This is a genomic window from Paenibacillus sp. GM1FR (assembly GCF_002803315.1).
GTDB classification, from domain to species: domain Bacteria; phylum Bacillota; class Bacilli; order Paenibacillales; family Paenibacillaceae; genus Paenibacillus; species Paenibacillus amylolyticus.
The window spans coordinates 85976-110263 of record NZ_MKZL01000067.1 but is presented as its reverse complement, the minus strand read 5'-3'; the positions used below and the strand labels follow the sequence as shown (position 1 = coordinate 110263).

Annotated in this window: 17 protein-coding genes; 15 read left to right on the top strand and 2 right to left on the bottom strand. The window is 45.2% G+C overall.

What is annotated here, in order from left to right; all coding sequences use genetic code 11:
- Positions 1-63 precede the first annotated feature (63 nt).
- Positions 64-930 carry a helix-turn-helix transcriptional regulator gene (locus PAEAM_RS30980; protein ID WP_243391512.1) on the top strand — a complete coding sequence of 289 codons (867 nt, stop codon included), beginning with the start codon at positions 64-66 and terminating at the stop codon, positions 928-930.
- 5 nt (positions 931-935) lie between these two features.
- On the opposite strand, the gene PAEAM_RS30975 is transcribed toward PAEAM_RS30980, so the two are convergent.
- The gene (locus tag PAEAM_RS30975) at positions 936-2990 is read right to left on the bottom strand and encodes a helix-turn-helix domain-containing protein (protein ID WP_100529973.1); all 2055 of its coding nucleotides are present in this window, start codon (positions 2988-2990) and stop codon (positions 936-938) included.
- Positions 2991-3486: 496 nt separating this feature from the next.
- Here PAEAM_RS30975 and PAEAM_RS30970 point away from each other — a divergent pair, with 496 nt between their 5' ends.
- From PAEAM_RS30970 to PAEAM_RS30945, 6 genes are all read left to right on the top strand, one after another.
- Complete coding sequence (locus PAEAM_RS30970; protein WP_076327284.1) at positions 3487-4707, top strand: metal-dependent hydrolase family protein; 1221 nt, start codon at positions 3487-3489, stop codon at positions 4705-4707.
- A 56-nt stretch (positions 4708-4763) separates the two neighbouring features.
- Positions 4764-5930 (top strand): hypothetical protein, encoded by a 1167-nt coding sequence (locus PAEAM_RS30965; protein ID WP_036668987.1) that lies wholly within the window; start codon positions 4764-4766, stop codon positions 5928-5930.
- Positions 5931-6187: 257 nt separating this feature from the next.
- The gene (locus PAEAM_RS30960; RefSeq protein ID WP_100529972.1) at positions 6188-7123 is read left to right on the top strand and encodes a helix-turn-helix domain-containing protein; all 936 of its coding nucleotides are present in this window, start codon (positions 6188-6190) and stop codon (positions 7121-7123) included.
- A 27-nt stretch (positions 7124-7150) separates the two neighbouring features.
- Positions 7151-7639, top strand: coding sequence for a DinB family protein (locus PAEAM_RS30955; protein ID WP_100529971.1), 489 nt, complete (start codon positions 7151-7153; stop codon positions 7637-7639).
- A gap of 180 nt (positions 7640-7819) precedes the next feature.
- On the top strand, positions 7820-8107 hold the full coding sequence (locus tag PAEAM_RS30950) for a hypothetical protein (RefSeq protein WP_036611237.1): 288 nt from the start codon (positions 7820-7822) through the stop codon (positions 8105-8107).
- 183 nt (positions 8108-8290) lie between these two features.
- The gene (locus tag PAEAM_RS30945; RefSeq protein WP_083684475.1) at positions 8291-8812 is read left to right on the top strand and encodes a GNAT family N-acetyltransferase; all 522 of its coding nucleotides are present in this window, start codon (positions 8291-8293) and stop codon (positions 8810-8812) included.
- Between the two features lie 53 nt (positions 8813-8865).
- Here the strand turns inward: PAEAM_RS30945 and PAEAM_RS30940 are convergent, their stop codons facing one another.
- Positions 8866-9216, bottom strand: coding sequence for a hypothetical protein (locus tag PAEAM_RS30940; RefSeq protein ID WP_076251498.1), 351 nt, complete (start codon positions 9214-9216; stop codon positions 8866-8868).
- A gap of 437 nt (positions 9217-9653) precedes the next feature.
- Here PAEAM_RS30940 and rhaD point away from each other — a divergent pair, with 437 nt between their 5' ends.
- The 8 genes from rhaD to PAEAM_RS30900 all read left to right on the top strand — a co-directional run bounded on the left by rhaD (position 9654) and on the right by PAEAM_RS30900 (position 24048).
- The gene (gene rhaD, locus PAEAM_RS30935) at positions 9654-10499 is read left to right on the top strand and encodes a rhamnulose-1-phosphate aldolase (protein WP_100529970.1); all 846 of its coding nucleotides are present in this window, start codon (positions 9654-9656) and stop codon (positions 10497-10499) included.
- Positions 10500-10777: 278 nt separating this feature from the next.
- A complete protein-coding gene (locus tag PAEAM_RS30930) occupies positions 10778-12595 on the top strand; it encodes an APC family permease (RefSeq protein WP_076216918.1) in 1818 nt (605 codons plus the stop codon).
- A gap of 439 nt (positions 12596-13034) precedes the next feature.
- Positions 13035-13901, top strand: a complete 867-nt coding sequence (locus PAEAM_RS30925) for a carbohydrate ABC transporter permease (protein WP_481856156.1) — start codon at positions 13035-13037, stop codon at positions 13899-13901.
- On the top strand, positions 13898-14719 hold the full coding sequence (locus tag PAEAM_RS30920; protein WP_036669010.1) for a carbohydrate ABC transporter permease: 822 nt from the start codon (positions 13898-13900) through the stop codon (positions 14717-14719). The genes PAEAM_RS30925 and PAEAM_RS30920 overlap by 4 nt, the downstream gene beginning before the upstream one ends.
- Before the next feature lie 378 nt (positions 14720-15097).
- Positions 15098-16456: an ABC transporter substrate-binding protein gene (locus tag PAEAM_RS30915; RefSeq protein WP_100529968.1), complete on the top strand. Its 1359-nt coding sequence runs from the start codon at positions 15098-15100 to the stop codon at positions 16454-16456.
- Between the two features lie 186 nt (positions 16457-16642).
- Positions 16643-17797: a copper amine oxidase N-terminal domain-containing protein gene (locus tag PAEAM_RS30910; RefSeq protein ID WP_100529967.1), complete on the top strand. Its 1155-nt coding sequence runs from the start codon at positions 16643-16645 to the stop codon at positions 17795-17797.
- Between the two features lie 571 nt (positions 17798-18368).
- Positions 18369-23534 carry an S-layer homology domain-containing protein gene (locus PAEAM_RS30905; protein ID WP_165790119.1) on the top strand — a complete coding sequence of 1722 codons (5166 nt, stop codon included), beginning with the start codon at positions 18369-18371 and terminating at the stop codon, positions 23532-23534.
- Positions 23535-23829: 295 nt separating this feature from the next.
- On the top strand, positions 23830-24048 hold the full coding sequence (locus tag PAEAM_RS30900; RefSeq protein WP_100529965.1) for an immunity 17 family protein: 219 nt from the start codon (positions 23830-23832) through the stop codon (positions 24046-24048).
- The last annotated feature ends 240 nt before the right edge of the window (positions 24049-24288 follow it).

Here is a 24288-nt window from a genome sequence, read left to right as displayed (position 1 = left end):
TTGTCATTATAGAATTGAATGATGACTTAGAGAATAAAGAATATTGCCCATATATATCACAATATGAAACTAACGATGGAGAAAGTGGTGTACTGGATGGATACCCGGATTTTTTTTGGTAAAACAGAAGAAGCTGCTCGTCTGCCGATCTATATGACCACGGTTGGTTACTGGGAACACCAATATGAAACCGAGCGTCCAGAGGGATTCCCGGATTATCAGATCCACCAGATTATTCATGGTCAGGGGAGACTGATTATACAAGAGGACGAGTATATCGTCGGACCGGGTGACGTTTTCTTTCTGTATCCCGATGTTCCGCATCGATATATGCCCATCAGTGACCGTTGGGAACTGGCTTGGGTCTCGTTTCAGGGGAGAGAGGCTAGCCAGTTATTATCTTATGCGGGGATTACCGGTTCACGCGTATGCAGACTCAGGACAGCCACGCTGCTGCATGGCCTGGAGCAACTTCTGGTTAGAGGAGAGAATGGGGATACTACGGATTACGCAGATTACGACGTGGAATGCTCCAAACAATTATATGCCCTGCTGCTGGATCTGAAGCCACTGCTCATCGCATCCGCCAATTATAATGATGAACTGGAGCGCTTGAAGCCTGTGCTGCGTTATATCACAGAGCATCTGGATCGTTCACTGTCGCTGAAGGAGCTGGCCGATGTGGCTGTGGTATCTCCCCAATATTTGTGCAGGCTGTTTCAGAGGGCACTCCACACCAGACCTGTATTTTACGTGAACCAAGAACGGATCAATCGAAGCAAACAACTCATGTTCAGTGAGAGAGAGCTTCGAATATATGAAGTTGCTGATCGGGTGGGTTACGAGAATGCCAGTTATTTCTGTGCGATGTTCAAAAGGCATACAGGCATGAGTCCAGAGCGTTTTCGCAAACTGCACGGACTGAATTGATGGAGTTACAATTTTAGTGCTCCACTTGCGGTAGGAGCAACAGAGTACACTTCACTTAAATGACATGCCAGATACACCTTCATCCAACCCTCGGAATCGTTCAGATCAACACCTAGAATCTCCTCTATTTTGCGCAGGCGCAGGTACAACGTATTGGTATGAATATGCAGACGTTCGGCTGTGGCTTGCACAGATCGATTCGCGGCAATGTAGGTTTTGAGTGTGAGTTCAAGCTCTCCTGATTTTTGCTGTTGAAGAGGGGACAGAATTTCGTGAATGTAGTTCTCGATATCGGAAGGTTCCTGGTTCAGAAACAACCGATTGATCCCGATTTCTTCGTAGAGCATCAGGCCCGCTTTGTTTTGTTTCAGCAAAAAGGACAATGAGCGTGTAGCCTCGTCATTGCTTTTGGACACATACTCAAGCCCTTGATACAGTCCACCGATGCCGATAGATAGGGCAGGAGTCTTGGAGGTGGTCCATTTCTCCACAGCCGTTTCCAGCCTGCTGATGATCCAGTGTCTGACTTTGGGCTCGGGTGCCGCAGCCAAAATCGTAATTTTGTGATGTGCACTGAACAATAGATGTTCGCGGGTGCCCAGCTCCTTTTCGATAAATCCGATCAACTTGTGCACCCAATTTTCAGTTGTTTTCATATCGGGATGTTCCCCATAGAGCTGCAATTGAGCGACGAACAAGGACTGATGGGCTGGCAACTGAAAGCTGGAAAGTCGTGCCTCCAACTGCTGTGGTTCTCTATATTGCACGAGATCGCTGAAGAAATCATGGTTTTTCCGATAGGACATCTCGGTGAGTGAGTAGGTATTCACCATCTCCAGCATCACAATAGCTCCGCCTTGTTCCAAAATCACATGATCCAACTGACCTAACGGATGATCTAATTGGATGGCAAAACAGCCAAGCACCAGAGATCCGTTCACAATGGGATAGAGGTAATAATCGCTATGATCCGTTCCACCGGATAAGGTGATGGGGTTAAACTGACTGTCCAGAGCGGTATAGATATCGAGCTCACTTAGCAAGACACTTTCCGGGATGAGCGGGTACCAGTCATTTCTCGCCATGTCCACATAATAGGTGGGAAGTTTCAGCATCGACCCAACCGTCTCAATGATATGTCCGAGGCTCACATGTTCAATGGAAAGTGCCGTGAATTGATTATGAATTTCATTGCGGCTAACGAGATATCGGTTCGTTTCCAGCAGTTCTGAATACATGGTGGCGTTGGAGATGGCAATGGCTGCCTGATCCGCAAATCCCTGCATCACATTCAGATCATGTGGGGCAAATCGTCTGTTTTGTTCAAATTGGTATACCAGCATTACACCGATTTTGTGAGTATTCATTGTCACGGGAACGGCGATAAGTCCTTTTGCCATAATCCCGTCAGGCAGTGAACTTACAATGATATCTGCATTCACCTGACTAACATTGCCCATATCTTTAAAGGCATCATCCGGTGTGCTATACATTCGGCCAATGCCTTCCTCGTATACTTTTCCCGTAATGCCCTCATCCAGCTCACCCTGATATTGGTACACACTATCCTGAAAACCGACTTTGGCTCTAGGAATCATCTTGCCAGAGTCCGGATCAACCATCATGAACAGCCCGCAGGAAAGGGAGGGGATGACATGGAGCGCATTCTCCATGATTTTGAGTAACAAATCGTTCAGCTCCAGGGAACAGGTCAGCTCCCGCAGTCCGGTCAACCATCGATCATTGTGTGCACGTTCCTTCTCAATCTGCTGCTTCAGCAGTCCTTCCCGAATCAAAGACTCCAGACGTTCACTCTGTAGCAGGGTAAGTTGCTTCTGGGTATCGATAACCACACGAATGTTGATGCTGGACAAAAAAACAAACGTATACCTGAGAATCTTCCAGGATGACTCAATCTGTTCTTGATCTGTATATTCAGGTAACTCTCCTTCACGCAGCCAGTTATTCCACTGGAAATCATATTCATCCTTGATCCAGATTCCGTACGGAACAGACCCAAAGACTTGAACCATAAATGAGCGAACCGCTTCATGAATCATAGCAAACGTACTCCTTTTGTGTTCACATGGCAAAATGCTTACATATATAACATGATCTTCACTATGCTGTGTGATTTATATTTTGTATTGTGTATATCACCATAATTAATATTAGAATGCTGTTGCTATCAACAATGACATTATACATTTGCAACTTATATAATGTCATTAACTTTAACACGATACAATTTCATCGTAGTAAAACAGTAGAGCTGTAAATCGAACAGATATACGTAATATTTAAGTTCAACTTAACTTTTTACACGAGCACGGAGAGGACAGAAATAACGTGAAGAAGCAAAGCGTTCGCCTAAAAGCTTTCGCAAGAAAGCTACTTCGGAAGCATAGGCTATCCCCGGATTTTCCCTTTGGAGAAGGGAATCAAAAAAAATCTGGGGATAACAGCGATCGGAAGGTTATTCTGTCATCGGAGTGGTCAGTGTAAATATTCTTTAGTTGAACTTACAACCAAGTCTGAAAATGAGGTGGAGTACAGATGAGTCAAATTACTGCTTTTGTAGGTGCATTGTTGATTGATGGACAAGGTGGAGAACCTGTTTCCGATAGTGTGGTCCTGGTTGAGAACGGGAAATTCATAGCAGCGGGTGCAAAAGCAACCGTTCCAATTCCGGAACATGCCGAGCTTGTTGATGTAACAGGCAAAACGGTGATGCCAGGATTAATCGATGCCCATGTCCATGTACACGGGGCCAAAAATCTGAATATGGCTGCGGTGGCGCTGGAAGCCAATGAACTTCAGATGGGAAGAGCACTTCAGGATCTGCCGAAGCTGATCAACGCAGGATTCACAACCGTCAGGGATGTCGGTAGCCATGTTGCTGTATACATTCGCGATCTGATCAAGGAAGGTGTGGTGAAGGGGCCGCGGATTAAAACTTCCCGTCATATGCTCTCTCAGACGGGTGGGCATGCAGATATCCATATGATCCCAACGGAACTGAATATCTTCACCGTATGTGACGGCGTTCCGGAAGTCATTAAGGCAACACGCACGCAGTTCCGTGAAGGGGCGGATTTCATTAAAGTGTGTTCCACAGGCGGTGTACTTTCGGAGAAAGATGACCCTCGCTGGTCGCAATTCCGCATGGATGAGCTGAAGGCGATCGTGTATGAAGCGGAAGCGGTACAGTCTTATGTGGCTGCACATGCGCAAGGTACACAGGGGATCAAAAATGCGTTGGAAGCGGGCGTACGCACCATTGAACACGGGATCTACATTGATGAAGAAGGCATTGGCATGATGCTGGATCAAAAGGCGGTTCTGGTTCCAACGCTGGCGATTGTACATCGGATCATCAAAGAAGGGCATAAATACGGTGTTCCCGAATTTGGCATCCGCAAAGCCAAAAGTGTATATCAGGAGCATATTGAGAACATGATTATCGCACGTAAGGCAGGCGTAACCATTGCAGTAGGGACAGACTTCTGCACGTGTGCACCTGTTGAGCATGGGGGGAATGCACTCGAACTTCGATTGCTTGTTGAAGATGTTGGATTTACGCCGATGGAAGCGATCGTAGCCGCAACAAGAGATGCGGCGAGAGCGATGCAGATGGAAGCGGAGATCGGTACGATTGAGCCTGGCAAAGCTGCTGATCTGCTGGTATTGAATGTGAATCCGTTGACGGATATTGGACTGCTCGAAAACATAGAGAATATCGAACAGGTCTATTTATCAGGTGAGCGCTTGAAATAAGAAAGATGGTTCTACGTGTACTGAACTGACAACATAGAGAATGGGGAGAAGCCACCATGTTTAGTCAACCGATATATATCGCCACAGTATTGCTTGTTATTTTAGCTATAGGGGAACTGGTTTCGATCTGGTCCAAAGCGCGAATTCCTTCCTTGCTTGTTATTCTGATCGGATATTTGCTGCTGAACTGGGCGGGGTTATTTCCTAAAGGAGTGGTATCCAGCTCTGCTCTGACGGCGTTCGGGGCTCTCATGGTGGCTCCGCTGATTGTACACATGGGGACATTAATACCGCTGAAATTAATACGTTCCCAATATAAAGCAATACTGATCTCATTGTTCGCATCACTCACGGCGACAGGTCTTATCCTGTTAATCGTATCACCGTTCTATGGTTATCCTACGGCTGTTGCCGGATCAAGTCCGGTTGTTGGTGGCATTATCTCTTATCTGATCACAACCACGAAGTTGCAGGAGATGAATCTGGGTCATCTGATTACAATTCCGGCTGTTATTCTGGGTATTCATTCCCTCGTGGGGATGCCGATTGCAACCAATATGTTGCGCAGATATGCGTTAAAACTGCAGAAGCAGGGCGCTTTTGAGAACAAGGTTGCAGGGGAAGGCCACGTGAACATTAAAGAAGCGAATGCTAAAACATTCCTTCCGCAGCGATTCCAGACCGCACCTATTCTGCTGTTGCTCTTGTTCATTATGGGTAGTCTCTCCATTTATCTAGGCAATGTAACCGGACTTAGCTACAGTATCTGGGCTCTGTTGCTCGGGGTTCTGGGACATCTGATCGGACTGTTCCCATCTCGTATTCTGGATAAAGCAAGTACATCGGGAATTGCCATGATAGGTCTGATCGTAGTCGTTATGACAAGTATGGAGTCGATCACTTTTGATGCGGTGGTTAGTTCCATTATTCCAGTGTTGTTCATTATCGCAATCGGTGTAATCGGGGTGCTGATCGGTGGATTTGTTGGCTCCAAGCTGTTCAAATGGGACCCGCTTAAAGGTCTGCCTGTGGCACTGACTGCACTATTCGGTTTTCCGGGGGACTACATTATCTGTGAGGAAGTAAGCCGTTCAGTTGGACGTGATGAAAATGAACGCAAAGCCATCCTCGATGAGATTTTAACGCCGATGCTGGTAGGTGGATTCACAACGGTCACAACAGCATCCGTGTTAATTGCGTCCATACTGATCAAGACACTTTAAGAGGTTGTTCAAAAACGTTCTTTTTGAACATGCACTATAAGAAAAATTGATGTTCTTTTCATCCCAATTTCAGTTTCCATTAAGGTTGGGAAGGTAAAATAAGTCTTGTAAACCCCTTCTCGTGTTAAATAGATGTGTGACTGGCCCTATCGGATTGTCCTCCGGTAGGGCACTTTTTTTTCTTCATTTCTTCGGTTGGTGGTATGATAGATGAATACATAATGTGTAACCAACTCTAGTGACCGGAGGATGGAATTGTGGATCACAGCTTGCACCCGTTGTTTAAGCCTATTCAGATGAATGGAACGTACCCTAACAGTTATTATGTTGAGAAAATACCTGCTGCCAGTCTGATGGCTTATGTGGCCTGTTATTGGGAATCAGGATCTCTTCCGAACACACATGCGGATGTTGCTAAGAGAGAAGGTCCAGAGCGATCGATGACAACGGTACCTGCAAGGGTATTACCGGATGGTTGCACGGACATGCTGATTGCATACGACCCGGTCTGTTCAAAGCACTCCTATGCTTACTGTGGCAATTATACACAGCCATTCGCTGTACCTGAACCATCCGATGATGGTCCTCCTGCTGGAGACTACACCTTTGGTGTCCGGTTCTTCCCGGGTGGAGCGCATGTCTTCCATGGCATGCCTCTGGAGTGGTTTACAGATAAGCGAATTGCCCTTCAGGAATGTTGGCCGGAGAAGCTGAACGAGCTTCAGGAACGGATGGCCGAAACGAATCATTTTGCAGAGCGAGTAGAGGTTATGAATGCGTACTTGAGTCCGTTGCCCGTGCAGGCAAGCACATCGGAGAACAATTTGATGAAAAACGTGCTGCACCGCATCTTTATAGATGGGGGACGTATGAGTGTCCAAGAGCTGGCGATGCGTGAAGTGATCAGTGAGCGGCAGTTGCATCGCAAGTTCTCGGAATGGGTAGGAATCAGCCCCAAGCGATTCAGTGAGGTGGTTCGTTTTCATCGTGTGCTGAGTGATATTCATCAGGGGAACACGGCAGACTGGGCAATGCTTGCCCAGAATCATGGATTTTTTGACCAAGCCCATCTAATTCGGCAATTTCGCAAGTTTTATGGAGAGACTCCGTTGACGGCAGCTAGGGAGCATGGCAGAATGTTGTCCGATTTGTACAATAGATCTGTAGCACCTTCGGTTATACTGAAGTCGTGAGAATAAAAGATAAGGGAGACATCATATATGAATGGAACATTGCAGATTCGGGATCACTTGTTAAATGAATTGGAAACAGGCGTACGGACGGGGGCTTCGTTAATTCGCTTGATCGGTTCGGAGGATTGGTCGTATCGTCCACAGGAGAATATGCGTTCATTGGTGGAGCTAGTGCATCATTTTATCCAGATTACCGCATCGGATCTTGCCATTATGCAGGAAAAAGGTGAAGCTGAGGTTGGGCTGGTAGAGAATAGCCTGTCGGGGACCCAGGATATCGAGAAGCTTGAAGCAACATTATGGAGCAATTTCGAATCCTACAAAGCCTATATCACGGGATTGAGCGAAGACGACTTTTTGAATCGTTCAACAAAAGCTTTTTATATGGAACATGGTCACTTGCAGGTTCAATGGCAGATTGAAACGGTAACGCATGTATTCCATCACCGTTCGCAGCTGTATAACTATCTCAAGCAGCAGGGCCATGAACTGAACTTTTTCATGCTGTATGCGTAATTAAAGTAAAGTAAGCTTAATTGGCTCCACCGGATGGTCCGGTGGGGCTTTTTTGCGTACATTCGTCTATCAATCTATGAAGTCTATCAAAATTGGACATTATGACCCTGGTAATTCACCGTTGCTTTAATAGATTTCAAGCATAGAATACCGTATCAAAGCAAAAAGGAGGTGATTTCAATGGCCATCCTTTTACCGATACAAAATTACAACCTTCCTGCCGGAGTAGGCAAGTCCTACTACGAAAATTTGGCTGGAGGCACAAATGCCAGCGCTACAGTGAACAACTTTGGACCTTTTCCGGTATCTCTCGTGATCACACGTGTTAATGCACCAGTAGTCACTTACGTTGTTCCTGTAAACAGCAGCCTTACCATTTCTGCAGGTGGAGTTCTGGTGTTTGCCTTGTTAGCTAACCTTGGAGGCGCAGCTTCCGGAACAATTCAATTCGCCGTAGCAGATTTGTAATTGATGTGAACTGGAATTGAATTGAATGGCCTCTGTCGGACATCTTGTCGGCAGGGGTTTTTCTTTTTTATGGATATACATAGATTTAAATTAATTAAGTGGCTTGTTTACCCTGACGTTCATTCGATTAATTTAAGGTATAAGCTGCACGCAGATTGGTGTTGGCATACAGGAGGTTAGTGGATGATGAATAGAACAATCTTATTTGAAACGGAACGGTTGGAATGTGCGACTTGGAACGAAGGAGATCGTGCGCTGGCGTTTGCATTGTGGGGCGATCATGAGGTTGCCAAATGGATTAGCAGCAAGGGATTTCTGAGCGAGGATGAAGTAGAAGCGCGATTGACACAGGAGATTCAAAGGCAGAAGGAAGCGGGGGTGCAATATTGGCCCCTTTTTGAGAAAGAGTCGGAGGTGTTTGTCGGTTGTTGTGGCCTGCGTCCGTATTCTCCAGAAGAGGATATGTATGAACTGGGATTCCATCTAACCCGGGATCACTGGGGCAAAGGGTATGCCCAGGAAGCGGCGCGGGCGGTAATTGGTTATGCCTTTGACACAATGAATGTGAAGGCACTGTTTGCCGGGCATCATCCGGATAATGAAGTGTCACGTCACATCTTGATTAAGCTGGGATTTGAGTATACTGGTGATGAACGTTATGAACCGACAGGAAAGATGCATCCATCATATGTGCTGCGAAAATAAGAAACCCCCGACCAATGAAGGACAGGGATTGAGGGCATCTAGTTTCCTCTTTTTTATAGAACAAGTTCATTCGAAACAATACGATGTGCGGTGACGATTTGCCCAGTGCTGTCTTTTCCCCACACTGAAATTTCAGTTAATGCAGCTGCGCCCCCACCCGTTGTGAATACATATTCGTATCCATCCAGGTTGGCATAGTAGGTTTGAGAGAAGACTTGCCCGGGGGTCAGATTAACGGATTGCAGCACATATAAGGTCCTCGTTCCATTCAGGAAATAACCTTCAATGAGTACATTGGACGTATTGATGGAATCGGTGTTGACCATTTTGATGGTGACCTGTTGTGTAGGCCTGCTGCCACCGGAGAGGTTGTTCTCGATCGGGCCTGTAGAAAGGACTGCCATAGGTCCAACTCCTTTTTTATGAATGACTTTTTCTGAGAAAAGCTAGAATAGCATATGTTAGAATCCACAAAAGCGTTTGGACAAGGAGATATATGTACTGAATGAGAAGGAGGGACTGAATCTTCTGTCCCAAGGAGATAAATGTTTTCATGCTTTTTTTATTTCACTTTCAGCTTCTATTAAGGTAGCAGAGGTAAGATAAGTCTTGTAAACCCCTTCTCGTGTTAAATAGATGTGTGACTGACCCCGCCGGGCGCCGGTGGGGTATTTTTTTGTTTTATTTTCAAATAAACAAAACTAAACAAATATAAATAAAAGGTTATTTCTGTGTTTGTTATTGACTATCAAAGATAAACAAAGGTATAATGAATGTGAAAAAAGGAACTTACTATGTACGTGGCAAGCCATATTATTTTCAATATAAGGAGAGATTGATCATGAACGTGACCCTTACCAATGAAACAACGCAGGCTGCAGGTTTCCATATCCCATTCGTCCGTGAGATGGCTGAGATTACACAACATATGTGGAAAAATGGCTGGGATGAGCGTAATGGCGGTAATGTCAGCTATCTGCTGGAGGAAGAGGAAGTAGCCCAATATATCGATATCCATCATGTGATACGCAAGATCAAACCGGCATTTTCGGTGCAGGAGCTGGCAGGCAAGTATTTTATCGTGACCGCATCGGGCAAATATTTCAAAAATGTACTCGCTGATCCGGAGAGTAATCTGGGGTTGCTGCGTGTATCGCAGGATGGACAGGAGCTGGAAGTGCTCTGGGGATTGAAGTCGGGGGCGAAGCCAACAAGTGAGTTACCTACGCATTTTATGAGCCATATCGAACGTTTGAAATTGGACCCCAACCACCGGGTTGTCATGCACAACCATGCCACTCATGTATTGGCTATGACGTTTACCCACGAATTGGATGAGGCAAAATTCACTAAGACCCTCTGGCAGATGTGCACGGAGTGTGTGGTTGTATTCCCGGATGGGATTGGCATTATTCCATGGATGATCCCTGGATCGAATGAGATTGGCCGCGAAACGGCTGAGAAAATGAAAGAATACCACGCGGTCATCTGGCCACAACATGGCATCTTTGGAACAGGAACAACGATTGACGAGGCATTTGGTCTGATTGAGACCATCGAGAAGGCAGCCCAGGTGTATATGCTGGTTGCTGGTCACGAGATCCGGCAGAGAATTACGGATGAACAGTTGACTACACTGGCGCAAGCGTTTGGCGTTACCCCTCGTCTCGGCATTCTAGGCAGTTAAGGAAAGCTGTATTGTTTTATAGTCAACGCATAGATCAAGGAAGTGGTCTTTGGTTCATTGAACCAAAGGCCATTTCCTTTTTTTTGACGAACAATCGTCATTTTGGTTCAAAAAAGTTCAAATTGCTGAACAAGAATGGCTTTGTTATCGATTATTGAATCGTAGAATGCATTATCACGCGCTGGCGAAATTCGGGTGAAATGACGTATTGTCAACGGCTCTGCGATTTTGCATAATAACAATGCTTCACAGATGAGAGACGGAAGGAAGTTATGATCATGCTTGGCAAAATGAAGAGAATCTTAATAGGCAAGCCCATGAAATCGGCTGAACTGGATGGAGAAAAATTGGGGAAATGGAAGGCACTCGCCATCCTGTCCTCGGATGCCCTATCGTCCGTTGCCTACGGTACGGAACAGATTTTGCTGGTGCTCGTTGCGGCCGGATTCGCCGCCCTGTGGTACTCCGTTCCGATTTCCATCGCCGTGCTGGGATTACTCGTCATTTTAATTTTTTCCTATCGCCAGACGATATTTGCTTATCCAACAGGGGGCGGCGCTTATATCGTAGCCAAGGATAACCTGGGTACAACATCCAGTCTGATTGCCGGAGGATCTCTGCTGGTCGATTATATTTTGACCGTTGCGGTAAGTTCGTCCGCAGGGACGGATGCGATTACGTCGGCTTTTCCTATGCTGCATGACTACAGTGTTGTGATTGCTCTGATTATGATTGTTTTTCTAACCATTATGAATTTGCGGGGAGTGACAGAGTCAGCGTCTGTGCTGGCGATCCCCATTTATCTGTTTATCTTTTCGATTGCGGTTCTGATTATCTCGGGCGGAATCAAATTTCTTGCCGGGGGGATGGAAGCAGCTGCACCAGAATTCGGAACTAGTCTATCCCATGTGAGTATGTTTCTGTTATTAAAAGCATTTAGCTCCGGTTGTTCGGCCTTGACTGGCGTGGAAGCGGTAAGTAACGCAATCCCGAACTTCAAGCAGCCTGCTGAGAAAAATGCCGCGGGTACATTACTGCTCATGGGTTGTATATTGGGAGCCATGTTCATCGGTATCACCTTACTGGCTTATGGGTACGGAGTGAAGCCAGATCCCAAAGCAACGGTCATTTCCCAGATTGCTGAAGCGACGTTTGGCAGGGGTACGATGTATTTTATCATCCAGGGTGTAACGGCACTGATCCTGTTCCTCGCAGCCAACACAGCTTATTCGGCTTTTCCGCTGTTATCCTTCATGATGGCAAAGGATAAATACATGCCGCATGCATTTATGGTCAGAGGAGACCGCCTTGGTTTCTCAAACGGGATCATTTTCCTCAGTGTGATGTCTGCGCTGCTGGTGGTCGGGTTCAAAGGGAATACGGAAAGCCTGATTCCGCTCTATGCGGTAGGGGTGTTCATTCCATTTACCCTGTCACAGCTCGGTATGATGATTCGCTGGATCAAAGTCAAGCCGTCTGGCTGGCAGATGAAGTTGCTGGTCAATACCGTCGGTATGCTGACCACATTATCGATTACCCTGATCTTTATTTTCACCAAGTTCACACAGACATGGGTCATCTTTATCTTTTTGCCGCTCGTTGTTTATGTGTTCATGCGTATTCACCGTCATTATTGCAACATTGCAGATGAGCTACGGATTGATATTCAGGTTGATAAGCCAGCCAAAAAAGGCAATACGATAGTCATTCCTGTTGCGGGCATTACCCGGGTCGTTATGAATACGATCAGTTACGCCCAGACGATGTCGGATCATGTGGTCGCGCTGTACATTGGATTTGATGATGAGGCGATACGCAAGATGGAGCAGAAGTGGGAAGAGTGGAATCCAGGCGTTCGTCTGGTCGTGATCAAATCGAGATACCGTAGCATTATGGGGCCGCTCAAGAAATTCATTGATACCGTAGAGTGGAAAACGGCCGAGACCGATCACATCACCGTATTGATTCCACAATTCATCACCAAGCACTGGTGGCAAAATGTACTGCACAACCAGACCAGCTTTATGATTCGTGCTTATCTGATTAATTACAAAGACGTGATTGTCACAACGGTGCCATATCATCTTAATCGTTAACTCGAACGGTTAATCGCTTTAACCCGTTTGGAATATTTACAGATTATTGTAAAATGAGTCACTTTTATTAATAGACAAACGTTCATATTCCATTTACACATCAAACCGCAGGGATATCTCCAAACAGGGGAGTTCTTGCGGTTTTTTGTCGTGAAATCCGGTCTAGATACCGCTTTCGAATGGATGCACATTTCCGTAAAGTCCCTTGTCCATGATTAACGTTACGTTGATTCAGAATGAATTTTGCTGTGACATTTGACTCTTACACTAGATAACGTGGTGCTGAAGTTGATCTAACATTTCACACACACTGAATGCGTGAAACAAGGGGGAAGAAAATCCGATGAGTGAGCTTGATAACCGGATCAGCTTGCCCGCCGCCAAACGGCGCGTATCCGGTACGAGTGCGCGCCGGACAGCCTCGCTACGTGTGCAGCGAATGCGGGAGAATCTGCTGGCCTATGGTTTCCTGGCACCATCGCTGCTTTTGTTTGCAGTGTTTCTGTTTTACCCGATGTTTAAGTCCGTGTACCTCAGTCTGCATTCCACAGATCCGACGGGACAGATTGCGGCTTATGTAGGACTGGATAACTTCAAGGCCGTGTTCCAATCAGGACTGTTTATGCAAGGGATGAAAGTGACGTTACTATTTGTACTGTTTACAGTGCCTACGGGCATGCTGGCTGCTCTGATTCTGGCTGCACTGACCCACAACCGGTTCAAGGGAATGCGTGTGTTCCAATTTGTATTCTCTCTGCCCGTGGTGTTATCCGTCGGTTCGTCAGCGGTGATCTGGAAGTTTCTATTCCATCCGACCCTGGGCATGCTGAATTATCTGCTTGGCAAAGTAGGTATGGATCCAATTCCCTGGCTTACCAGCCCGGATTGGGCATTGATCTCAATCTCCATCATGACGATCTGGATGAACCTTGGATTCAACTACATTATTCTATCCAGTGGTTTGGCAGGCATCCCGGATGAGATCTACGAGAGTGCCAAGATTGACGGCGCAGGTCCAGTACTTACTTTTCGCAAAATCTCGATGCCGCTACTGTCACCAACGTTATTTTTTGTTACGGTCGTATCGATCATTGGCGCTTTTCAATCGTTCGGTCAGATCAACATTCTAACCCGGGGTGGCCCGATGGACAGTACAAATGTTTTTGTCTATTCCATCTATCAGGAAGCCTTTGTTAATTTCCGCTTTGGTACAGGTAGTGCACAGGCACTGATCCTGTTTGTGGTGATTATGTTGCTGACCCTGATCCAGTTCAGATGGGTAGAAAGGAAAGTGCATTACCAATGAGTGCGACATGGACGAAAACGCTGTTGTATGTATTACTGACGATCTGTGCAGCGCTTGTGCTGTATCCGGTGATGTACACCTTTTTCATGGCCGTCATGACGCCGGAAGATGCGAGTGCTTATCCGCCGCATATCATTCCAAATTCCATTGATCTGTCCAACTTTAGCGAAGTATTTGATATTGTTCCGATCGGTCGATTTATCGGCAATACCTTTCTTGTCGCAGGACTGACAACGCTTGGTCAATTGATTACAGCGAGTATGGCAGCCTATGCGTTTGCGAAAATGCAGTTCAAAGGCAAAAACGTCATCTTCAGCATGTTTGTCGCAACGATGATGATTCCATGGGAAGTGACGATGATCCCCAATTACCTGACAGTTCGCAGCTGGGGCTGGCTGGATAGTTACCAGGGGTTGACGGTGCCGTTTCTGGCAACGGCGTTTGGTACATTCCTGCTAAGACAGTTCTTCATGCAACTGCCCAAGGAACTGTTTGAGGCAGCGAGGATCGACGGTTGTGGTCATATTCGCTATTTCATATCGCATGTCTTGCCTTTGTCCCGTCCGGCACTTGGAACACTGGCAATCTATTCATTCCTTAGCATGTACAATTCGTATCTCTGGCCGCTGCTGGTGACAAACACACCGGAAATGAGAACCGCACAGATCGGAATCTCGATGCTGGAGTTCCAGGAATCCACAGCGTGGAATCTGGTATTTGCCGGAACAGCCATGGTCATTCTACCATCCTTACTGTTATTGATCTTCGGGTTGAAACAGCTTGTCCGCGGAATGGCCGCAGGAGCGCTGAAGGGGTAGGCAATGAAAGTTTTACAACTATTGAATTGAAGTGGAAACTCTGAAGGTTTTGATCTAAAGATTTTAATTTAGAGGTTTTGAATTAAACCATGTATCTTCGTACAAGGTCCAAGGTTTGGATACCAGGAGCGAATAAAATGAGGCTCGTGCTTCAAATAAGATGTTGAAATGAACGACGGTAGTAGTGGAGGGGACGAAATCGATTCTGAAGAAGCGAAGCGTTCGCCTTTATCCCCGGATTTTCCCCTTTGAGAGGGGGAATGAGAAAAATCCGGGGATAACAGCGATCAAAAGAACGATTCGTAACCGTAACGGCCACACCGCCTCATCCCCAAGATTTTATTGTAAGCGAGCCATATAAAAGGAGAGCGATTTCGTTTGAAAAAAAGAGGAACATTTGCATTAATGCTGGCTGCACTCATGTTGGTCATCTCCGCTTGCGGAACAAAAGCTGAAACAAGCAGCCCGGCAAGTGGAGCTCAAGCAGAAACTGCCGCAGCTGAAAGGACACAATTGACGTGGTGGCATTCCATGTCTGGCGCTGGGGAGAAAGCCATTAACCAACTCGCTTCCGATTTTAACGCTAGCCATCCGGACATTCAGGTGAAGCCCATCTATCAAGGGAAGTACGATGAAAGTCTGAACAAACTCAAAGCATCCATGGGCTCAGACAGCGGTCCAGACATTATACAGGTCTATGAGATTGGTAGCAAGTTCATGATTGATTCGGGCATGATTACGCCAGTACAGCAGTTCATCGACAAGGATCAGTTCGACCTGTCCCAACTGGAGCCAAACATTATCAGATACTACACCATCGATGGCAAATTGAACGCCATGCCGTTTAACACATCCAACCCGATCCTGTACTACAACAAGGATATGTTCAAAGTAGCAGGTCTGGACCCGGAGAACCCGCCGAAGACGTATGAAGAGTTTGAGCAAGCGGCGAAAGCATTGGCGAAAGACGGTAAGCCAGGTGCATCCATGGCGATCTACGGCTGGTTTATGGAACAGTTCTTTGCAAACCAGAATGCAGATTATGTAAACAATGGAAACGGAAGAAATGAAGCAGCTACAGAGTCTCTGCTGAACTCCGAAGCTGGAGTGAAGACTTTAACGTGGTGGAAAAAGATGATTGATGAGAAGACCCTCTCCAATCTGGGACGTAGCACAGACGATACAACAGCAGCATTTACCGCTCAGCAAATCGGTATGACTCTTGATTCCACAGCTGGCCTGCGTAAAATCGTAGAAGGTTCAGGTGGCAAGTTTGAACTGGGAACAGGCTTCCTGCCTCGTCCAGCGGATGCCAAAGAAGGCGGCGTTGTAGTGGGTGGAGCGAGCTTGTACATCATGAATAACAAATCGGAAGCGCAACAGCAAGCGGCGTGGGAATTCATCAAGTACTTGGCTACACCAGAGGTACAAGCGAACTGGAGTGTTGCGACAGGATACTTCCCTATTACGACAGCAGCCTACAATGAGCAAGTATTAAAGGATAATATGGCGAAGTACCCGCAATTCCAGACAGCAGTCGATCAATTGCACGCTTCCGCCGATTCGACAGCAACATCCGGGGCATTAATGGGTGTATTTCCTGAAGCCAGACAACTTGTCGAAGGAGCGATTGAAACGGTCCTGAATGGACAAGGTACACCACAGGAAGCATTGGATGCAGCAGCTAAACAAATTACAGACAAGATTGCGCAATATAACAGCACGGTGAAGAAATAATTTAATTCATATCCATGTTGAATGCAGTGATTAAGCTGCATTCAATTTTTTTGTTTTACTAAAAAGAAAGACTAACATTTTTTGTTAATGATTCCGAAATAGAATAGGAAGCTGAAAGGGGTATCCCAATACATGGATTCATGAAAAGTAATGGACAATATTAAAAATAAGAAGGAGTACAAGTGAATGAAAAGAGTAACGCTTCTAATGATGGTATTTATGTTGTTGTTTGTCTCAAGTGTTTATGGAGAGGAACTTAAAGTTAAAAATATTGAACTCATCCCTAATACTACAGTTTCGGTCGGTTCTAAGATTAATCTTAATATAGTTGTTGTGTATGATGACGAAAATTCAATACATAGCGATAACGATCCATACTACAGAAGAAATACAGGTCTTACAAAAACAGATTATACGATCAGTGAACCTCATATACTTCAAGTGCTGAGCACTGGGATGGTAAAGGTAATAGGTGTAGGTTCTTCAACAATTACTGTTAAAGTCGAAAATGTTGAAAGATCAGTTACTATTTCAGGTAGTTTGGATGAAGCAATTGATGGAGGATACATAAAAAATGGTGTGACTCTTGTTCCGATGAAAGAGGTATTCAAGGCACTGGGAGGGAGTGTTAGTTACATTGCTCAACAGGACGCCTTCGAGATTAAAGTTGGTTCTACCAAACTAACTCTCCCGAAAACGGGAACAAAAGCAACGTTAAATGGAGAGCCATTAACTCTCAAGTCCCCGCTGCTTGTTCAAAATGGCGTAACTTTGTTTCCTGCTTCAGTTCTCTCAGATGCTCTGGATGGAACTGTGACTTATAACTCTAAAGCTAAGCAGATGCAAGTATCCATTGGTAAAGGTAAAATGACTATTAATATTGAACAACCTCAAAAACAAAACAGTGTAACAGGAACAACTCCAACAAAAGGGAAACTTTATGCTGTGCCAGCTACTGGAGATATGAAAGGGTGGAGCATTCTCAAGGGTCATCCTTACGAAAAAAGCATCCGTGTGTACTTCAAAATCAATGGGTCAAATGTACAAATATATACTAAGGATATAAGGAAGGTAGATCTGAATAAAAAAGTAACATGGACCGATTTAGAGGGGAAAAAACACACAAATACGGTAAAACAGTTATATACTGTTTTTGGGGAATTAAGTAATGAATATACTAGTGACATACTATATAAAATGTTTGGAAAAACATATTCAGACTGGATCGGGTCAACTTCACTGAATGCAGATCGATACGTTGACCAATACTTGGAGCAACAAGGATTAATTGAACCCTATGGAAGTAATATTACTTTGACACCAGACACAGAAGTGTATTGAAAACCGTCTGTAACATTTCGAAAAAGTGAAATTAGTATCATTTTTCATATTTTGTATTATCCCACAAGAAAGTCTCTGAGAGTAAATGGAGATGTTCTTGTGGTTTTTTTTAACATTCTATTAACTCATACTGATTTTGCGCTTAACAGTTCTCTTTTATACTCAGTTAATGTGGTGAACTAAAGTGATCCGTACATATCGTTTTATCATGTGAAAATGCATGTCTCAAGACTCAGGTTTTAGTGGATTTAAAGAAATGAGTACTGTCACTAAATGTCGAATTCGTATATATATTCAGTATAAATGTCAATTTAATTGACGTTAAGTAATCGTATATCTAACATTTATATAACTTTAATAGGCTTAATAACGTGTTTTTAGTTAAAAGTTAGTACTATTTATTCATTATTATAGAGGTTAGTTTAGAAAATGTGATATGAGTGTTCTATTTTCTTTCATAACGAAGAAATATTGTTTACACAAGTCTGTTATTCAGTTATCTTATATTTGAACTAATGTACAAGCTGGCTGAACAAATGATTGCCAAGTTGAAAACATGGGGGTAGGACGAATGAACAACAAGCAAGTGAAACGTTGGGCACAAGGGTTTCTGGTTTTCGTTCTTGTCGTTACAGGTGCGGCACCAATAGGTGGATTAAGTAGCACCGCATATGCTGATGAGGAAAGTGTAGTAGCGGAAGAGCAGCACACAAGTGATCAGGAGACCTCCATACCGAATACTGTCCCAACTGAAGAATCGTCAGACCTGGAGGGGACAGAGTCACCAACTAACGAAGATGGTGATTTTGATGGAACTGAAAGTGAAGAACCAGCTGAGACGGATAACTCAGAATTACAGGAAGCAGACGAGACTGGAATCATATCCATTGCTGATGCGAGAGTCCTTGCACCAAATACAAATGTAGCCGTTTCAGGTGTCGTAACGTACAGTGAACTCTCCGGAGAATTCACGAATTATTATATTCAAGACGAAGAAGCTGGCATTGTAGTCCGAGCGAAGAATCAGGTTGATGTGGGGGATCGCATTGAAGTGTATGGTCCAATTACCCACTACAGCGGACTCGTCCAGATCGAGAAGGATAAGTCAGGTTTTACCGAAGGATACATGAAGGTCACTGAGCAAAATGTAACACTCCCCGGACCCAAAAATATGGTGTCCACAGACTTTGTCAGACCAGCAGACCAAAGTAACAAAGGTCCGGGCGAAAAGTATGAGGGAATGTTTGTCGAAGTAAGAGATATTCAGGTAACACGGGGCAGTAGTTCGACGTTTTACGCTACGGATAGTCATGGTGCTGAGATGACGATTTATGCCAAAAACTCTCCTACCGCGCTAACTGTTGGCAAAACCTACGAATATGTGCAGGGTGTTCTGACATTCAACAGTAATTACGGATTAGAGATTTTGCCTAGAACAGCCGCAGATGTTGTAGAAAATAGCCTGTCTGTGATGGCAAGTGTTCCATCTGGCGGGATTCCCCGGAACAATGAAGTCACATTAACCTCTCCAGCCAAGAGTGCAGTTGTACATTACACGACGGATAATACAGAGCCTACTTCTTCTTCCGCCGTGTATAGTAGTCCAATAGTGATTGATCAAGACATCGTAATCAAGGCTGTTGCCATTCTTAATGGACAATCCAGTGCAGTGTACACCTTTACGTATCAAATACTTCCTGATAAAGAAAACGTGCGTATCCATGATATTCAGGGCGCAGGACATACCTCTGTTTTTAACGGATACGATGTTAAGGATATTGAAGGTATTGTTACCTCTGTCAGTACAAGCAGTTTTTACATGCAAGAGCTTCCGGGCGAGATGGACGATGATAACCGGACATCCGAAGCCATTCAGGTTTATAAACCAAGTCATGGAGTTATCGTTGGCAATCAGGTGAAGGTATCTGGGAAAGTTACGGAATATGGGGCGGTTAACGAATTAACCACCACGCAGATTACGGCGAGTGCCATTGTAAAAGTAATAGATAAGGTAGATCTACCTGCACCTGTGAAGTTGGGTGTCAATGGACGTGTAATTCCAACCGTCATTGACTCAGACTCTTTTGCAGAATTTAATCCCGAGACGGATGCTATAGACTTTTTTGAAAGTTTGGAAGGCATGCGTGTTGAACTGGAAAAGCCTGAAATTATAGGTCCTTACTCCAGTCAACCGGGTCTGGCCGTTGTTGTGGATAATGGTGAGAATAATCCACTTCGCACACCTAACGGTGGTGTTATTCTGACCGATAACAAGAAAGATATGAATGAGAGTGATCTCAATCCGCAGCGTCTATTTATCGGCAAGAAACCTTCCAAAGCAGTAAAAACAGGCGATAAGTTGGATGGTAATGTAGTCGGAGTAATGACCTACTCTAGTGGAAATTTCAAGGTGAGTCCTGAAGGGAATTTACCAGCAGTTATCCCGGGAGAAACGAAACAAGCGACTACTTCCATTGAACAAGCGGCAGATAAACTGACCATTGCTACGTTTAATGTGGAGAACTTCAGCAAAAAAGATTTAACACGAGCCAATAAAATCGGTAAAATCATCGTGGATAATCTGAACACGCCAGACATCATTGGCATCATGGAAGTTCAGGATAACGATGGCGATGCCGACACGGGCACAACAGCGTCCAATGAGAGTTTTCAGACGCTAATTGATGCAATCAAAACGAACAACGGACCAACATATCGATATAGTGAGATTTCTCCGGAAAATAACAAGGATGGCGGGGCACCTGGTGCCAATATTCGTGTAGGGTTCCTTTATCAGCCGAACCGTGTATCGTTGGCTAATGGTATCGGAAAAGGAAATGCTACGACAGCGATCACAGTCAAAGCTGACGGCAGTCTCTCCAATAATCCGGGTCGTATTGCACCAGGGGACGAGGCGTTCGCCAGCTCCCGCAAACCACTCGCCGCTGAATTCGAATTCAATGGTGAACGTGTAGTGGTGATTGCCAACCACTTCAATTCCAAAGGTGGAGACCTGAAACCATTTGGAAGTATACAGCCTGCAACTCGAAGCAGTGAAGTTCAACGTGCGAAGCAAGCTGCGTTGGTGAATGGGTTTGTGAAAGAGTTACTGAACAAAGACCCTGAGGTCAATGTCGCTGTTCTCGGTGATTTTAATGACTTCCAATTCTCGAATACCCTGAGCATTGTCGAAGGTAATGAACTGGACAATCTGGTAAACGAACTGCCAGAAAATCAACGATATTCCTACATCTATGATGGAAACTCTCAGACACTGGATCACATTTTGGTGAGTAAAAACCTGACTGAGACGGCAGCCATTGAAGTGGTACATGTGAATGCCGATTTTGAGACAGCAGATGGACGAGTGAGCGACCATGATCCACTGCTTGCACAATTGAGTATTGGAGATCCAGTGGAAGAAGGGGACTTCAACCTGCGCGTACTGCACACGAATGATACGCATGCGCATCTGGATAACATCCCGCGCCGAGTAACGGCAATTAAGGAAGCGCGCAATGATAATACATTGGTGCTGGATGCAGGGGACGTATTCTCTGGTACATTGTACTTTAATCTGTTTAATGGTCTGGCTGATCTGGAGTTCATGAACATGATCGGATATGATGCCATGACCTTTGGTAACCATGAGTTTGATAAAGGCCCAAGCGTACTGAAAGCATTTATTGAAAAAGCGGAGTTCCCGTTCGTGAGTGCCAACATTGATTATTCAAAGGATGCGAGCTTGAGTGGCTTTTACAACAATAACATCGGTGATCCGGGTGAGAAAGCTGAGATTTATCCGGCGATTATTACGGAAGTGAATGGTGAGCGGGTCGGTATTTTCGGACTGACGACACCGGACACAGTATCTCTTTCTTCACCGGGAGATGACTTGAAGTTTGTAGATTATAAGGCAAGTGCACAAGCAACTGTAGAGATGCTGCAAAATGAAGGTATCAATAAAATCATTGCTTTGACTCACCTTGGCTATTCAGAGGATCTCAAATTGGCTGAAGCCGTAGAAGGGATAGATATTGTGGTAGGTGGTCATTCACACACCATTCTGAAGGAACCGATTGTTGTGGGTAGCCTGGATGAGCCAACATTGGTTGTGCAAACCGGGGAATATGACGTTTCTCTTGGTCAATTGGATGTTACGTTTGATGAAGCGGGTATATTGAAGAAGTGGAACGGCAAATTGTTGAGTCTGGATGCGAAAGATGCTGTCAACCAATTCATTTATGCTGATGATGTGGAAGCTGCAAACAAGTTGAAAGAATATGCCCCTCAGTTGGAACAATTCAAGAAAACGATTATCGGTAAAACAAATGTCTTCCTGGATGGAGAACGTGGCACTGTGCGGAAACAGGAAACCAATTTAGGAAACCTGATGACAGACGGTATGCTGGAGAAAGTGAAATCCATTGTGCAGGAAAACGACGTCAAAGGATACGTCGCGATCCAGAACGGTGGTGGCATTCGTGCTTCATTCCAGACAGGTGATATTACGCTGGGCAATCTCCTGACTGTGATGCCGTTCGCTAATAATCTGTCTGCGTTGAAAATGACAGGCAAAGAAATCACAGCCGCGTTGGAAAATGGCGTTAGTGGTGTGGAAACGGGAGAAGGGCGTTTTCCGCAAGTAGCGGGTATGCGTTTCTACTACGATTCCACGAAACCAGGCGAGAAAATTGATGCAACGACCAATACCGTGACCCAAGTCGGTCAACGTGTGATCAAAGTTCAGATTAAGAATACAGATGGTACCTACTCGGATATCGATCCGAACGGGTATTATATCGTCGCTACCAATTCGTTCATGGCTAATGGTGGAGACTTCTATCGTGCTATGAGAATAGCGAAAGATGATAATCGATTCTACGAATTGAATCTGGTCGATTATGAAATCTTCCATGAACATCTGGACCGTGTAGGTACAGTCGATCAAAAGACGGAAGGACGCAGTATGGATTTGAAGGGAGCGCCACTTCCGGGGGAAGGAAATGGAAGCAATCCTGGTAATGGTGGCGGCAATAATGGAAGTAATCCGGGCAGTGGTAACAGTGGTGGAGGTTCTACAACACCTACCCCGCCTGTAACTCCAACCACACCGACTACACCAACCAATCCTACAGACCCAACTACGCCAACCGTTCCGGGTAATGGAGGAAGTCCTAATCCAACCACACCGGTTGTGGACCTGAAGGACATCGGAAATCACTGGGCGACTGCTGCCGTTGGACAGGCCATTTCCCGGGGAATTGTGAACGGATATCAGGATGGTAATTTCCGTCCGAATGCACCAGCGACACGCGCCGAATTCATTGTGATGTTGGGAAGAGCATTTGAACTTCCAGCCAGCAACAAGTCATTGACGTTTAAGGATGCTGCTGGGATACCTGCATGGGCACAATCCTTTATTGCTCAGGCAGTGGATCAAGGCATCATTAGTGGGTACACGGATGATACGTTCCGTTCATCGGGTAAAGTATCGCGGGTAGAGATGACGGTTATGCTCGTCAGAGCACTCGGCCTTCCAGTGGAGTCCGATCCGGCACTGAGTTTCGCGGATGCAGATAAAGTACCTGCATGGGCCGTTCCATATATCGCTGCTGCATATGATGCAGGACTGGTGAAGGGAACAGGAAAAAATAAGTTTAACCCCCTCGCTGAAGCAACACGTGCTGAAGTGGTAACCTTGTTATTGTCAGCAAGCGAGTTGCAAAAGCAATAAAACGCATGATACAGACGGTTTAGAACAGCTTGCAGACTTCCATCTGCAAGCTGTTTTTTTACTAGGGCGTGTCTGAAAACTCCGAAGGAAGTAGATTTTGCCGAATATTTGTTCCAAGCAAGGAAGTTTTCTGCAGGCGTGCTGGGGCACGTCAAGGGAAAGTGACGCAGCAGGGGGCGAAAAGGCGGTGAAAGATGCACTTCAGCGAGTTTTGAGATACGCCCAATTAATGCCTGTTAATTTTCACCAAGCGAAGGTATAGTAGACAGGATTATATTGAAGGAGTGTTGACGACATGCAAGAACAACCTGTTTTAATCGCACTATTTGCCATAGCGGCAGGAATTTTTAGTTTGCTCGGTGGTATCAACAATTGGGACTGGTTTATGAAGAGTTTTAGAGCAGGTATTTTTGTGAAAACCATTGGACGGCAGGGTGCAAGAGTGGTGTATGGTATTCTCGGTGTTGTCATGATTGCCATTGGTGTACTATTGTTGCTGATTGGTAAAGTGTAGGAATAGAAAAGAAAAGAAAAGAGAAGAATTTGCAGAGCTTGAGTACATAATTCAATTTCACAACCTTTAATGTAGAAGGTAACGATTAGTACGTTTAGCTTTATGCTTGAGATTTTCGAAGTTAGTTAGGGTGTGGAGATTAGCATTTTAAAATGTCTTGAGCCCAAGCCTTTATACCCTGGGGAAAGGGAGACCATTTTCTAAGGAACTCAGGACGCCTTATTTCGCCTTCAGCTCTTC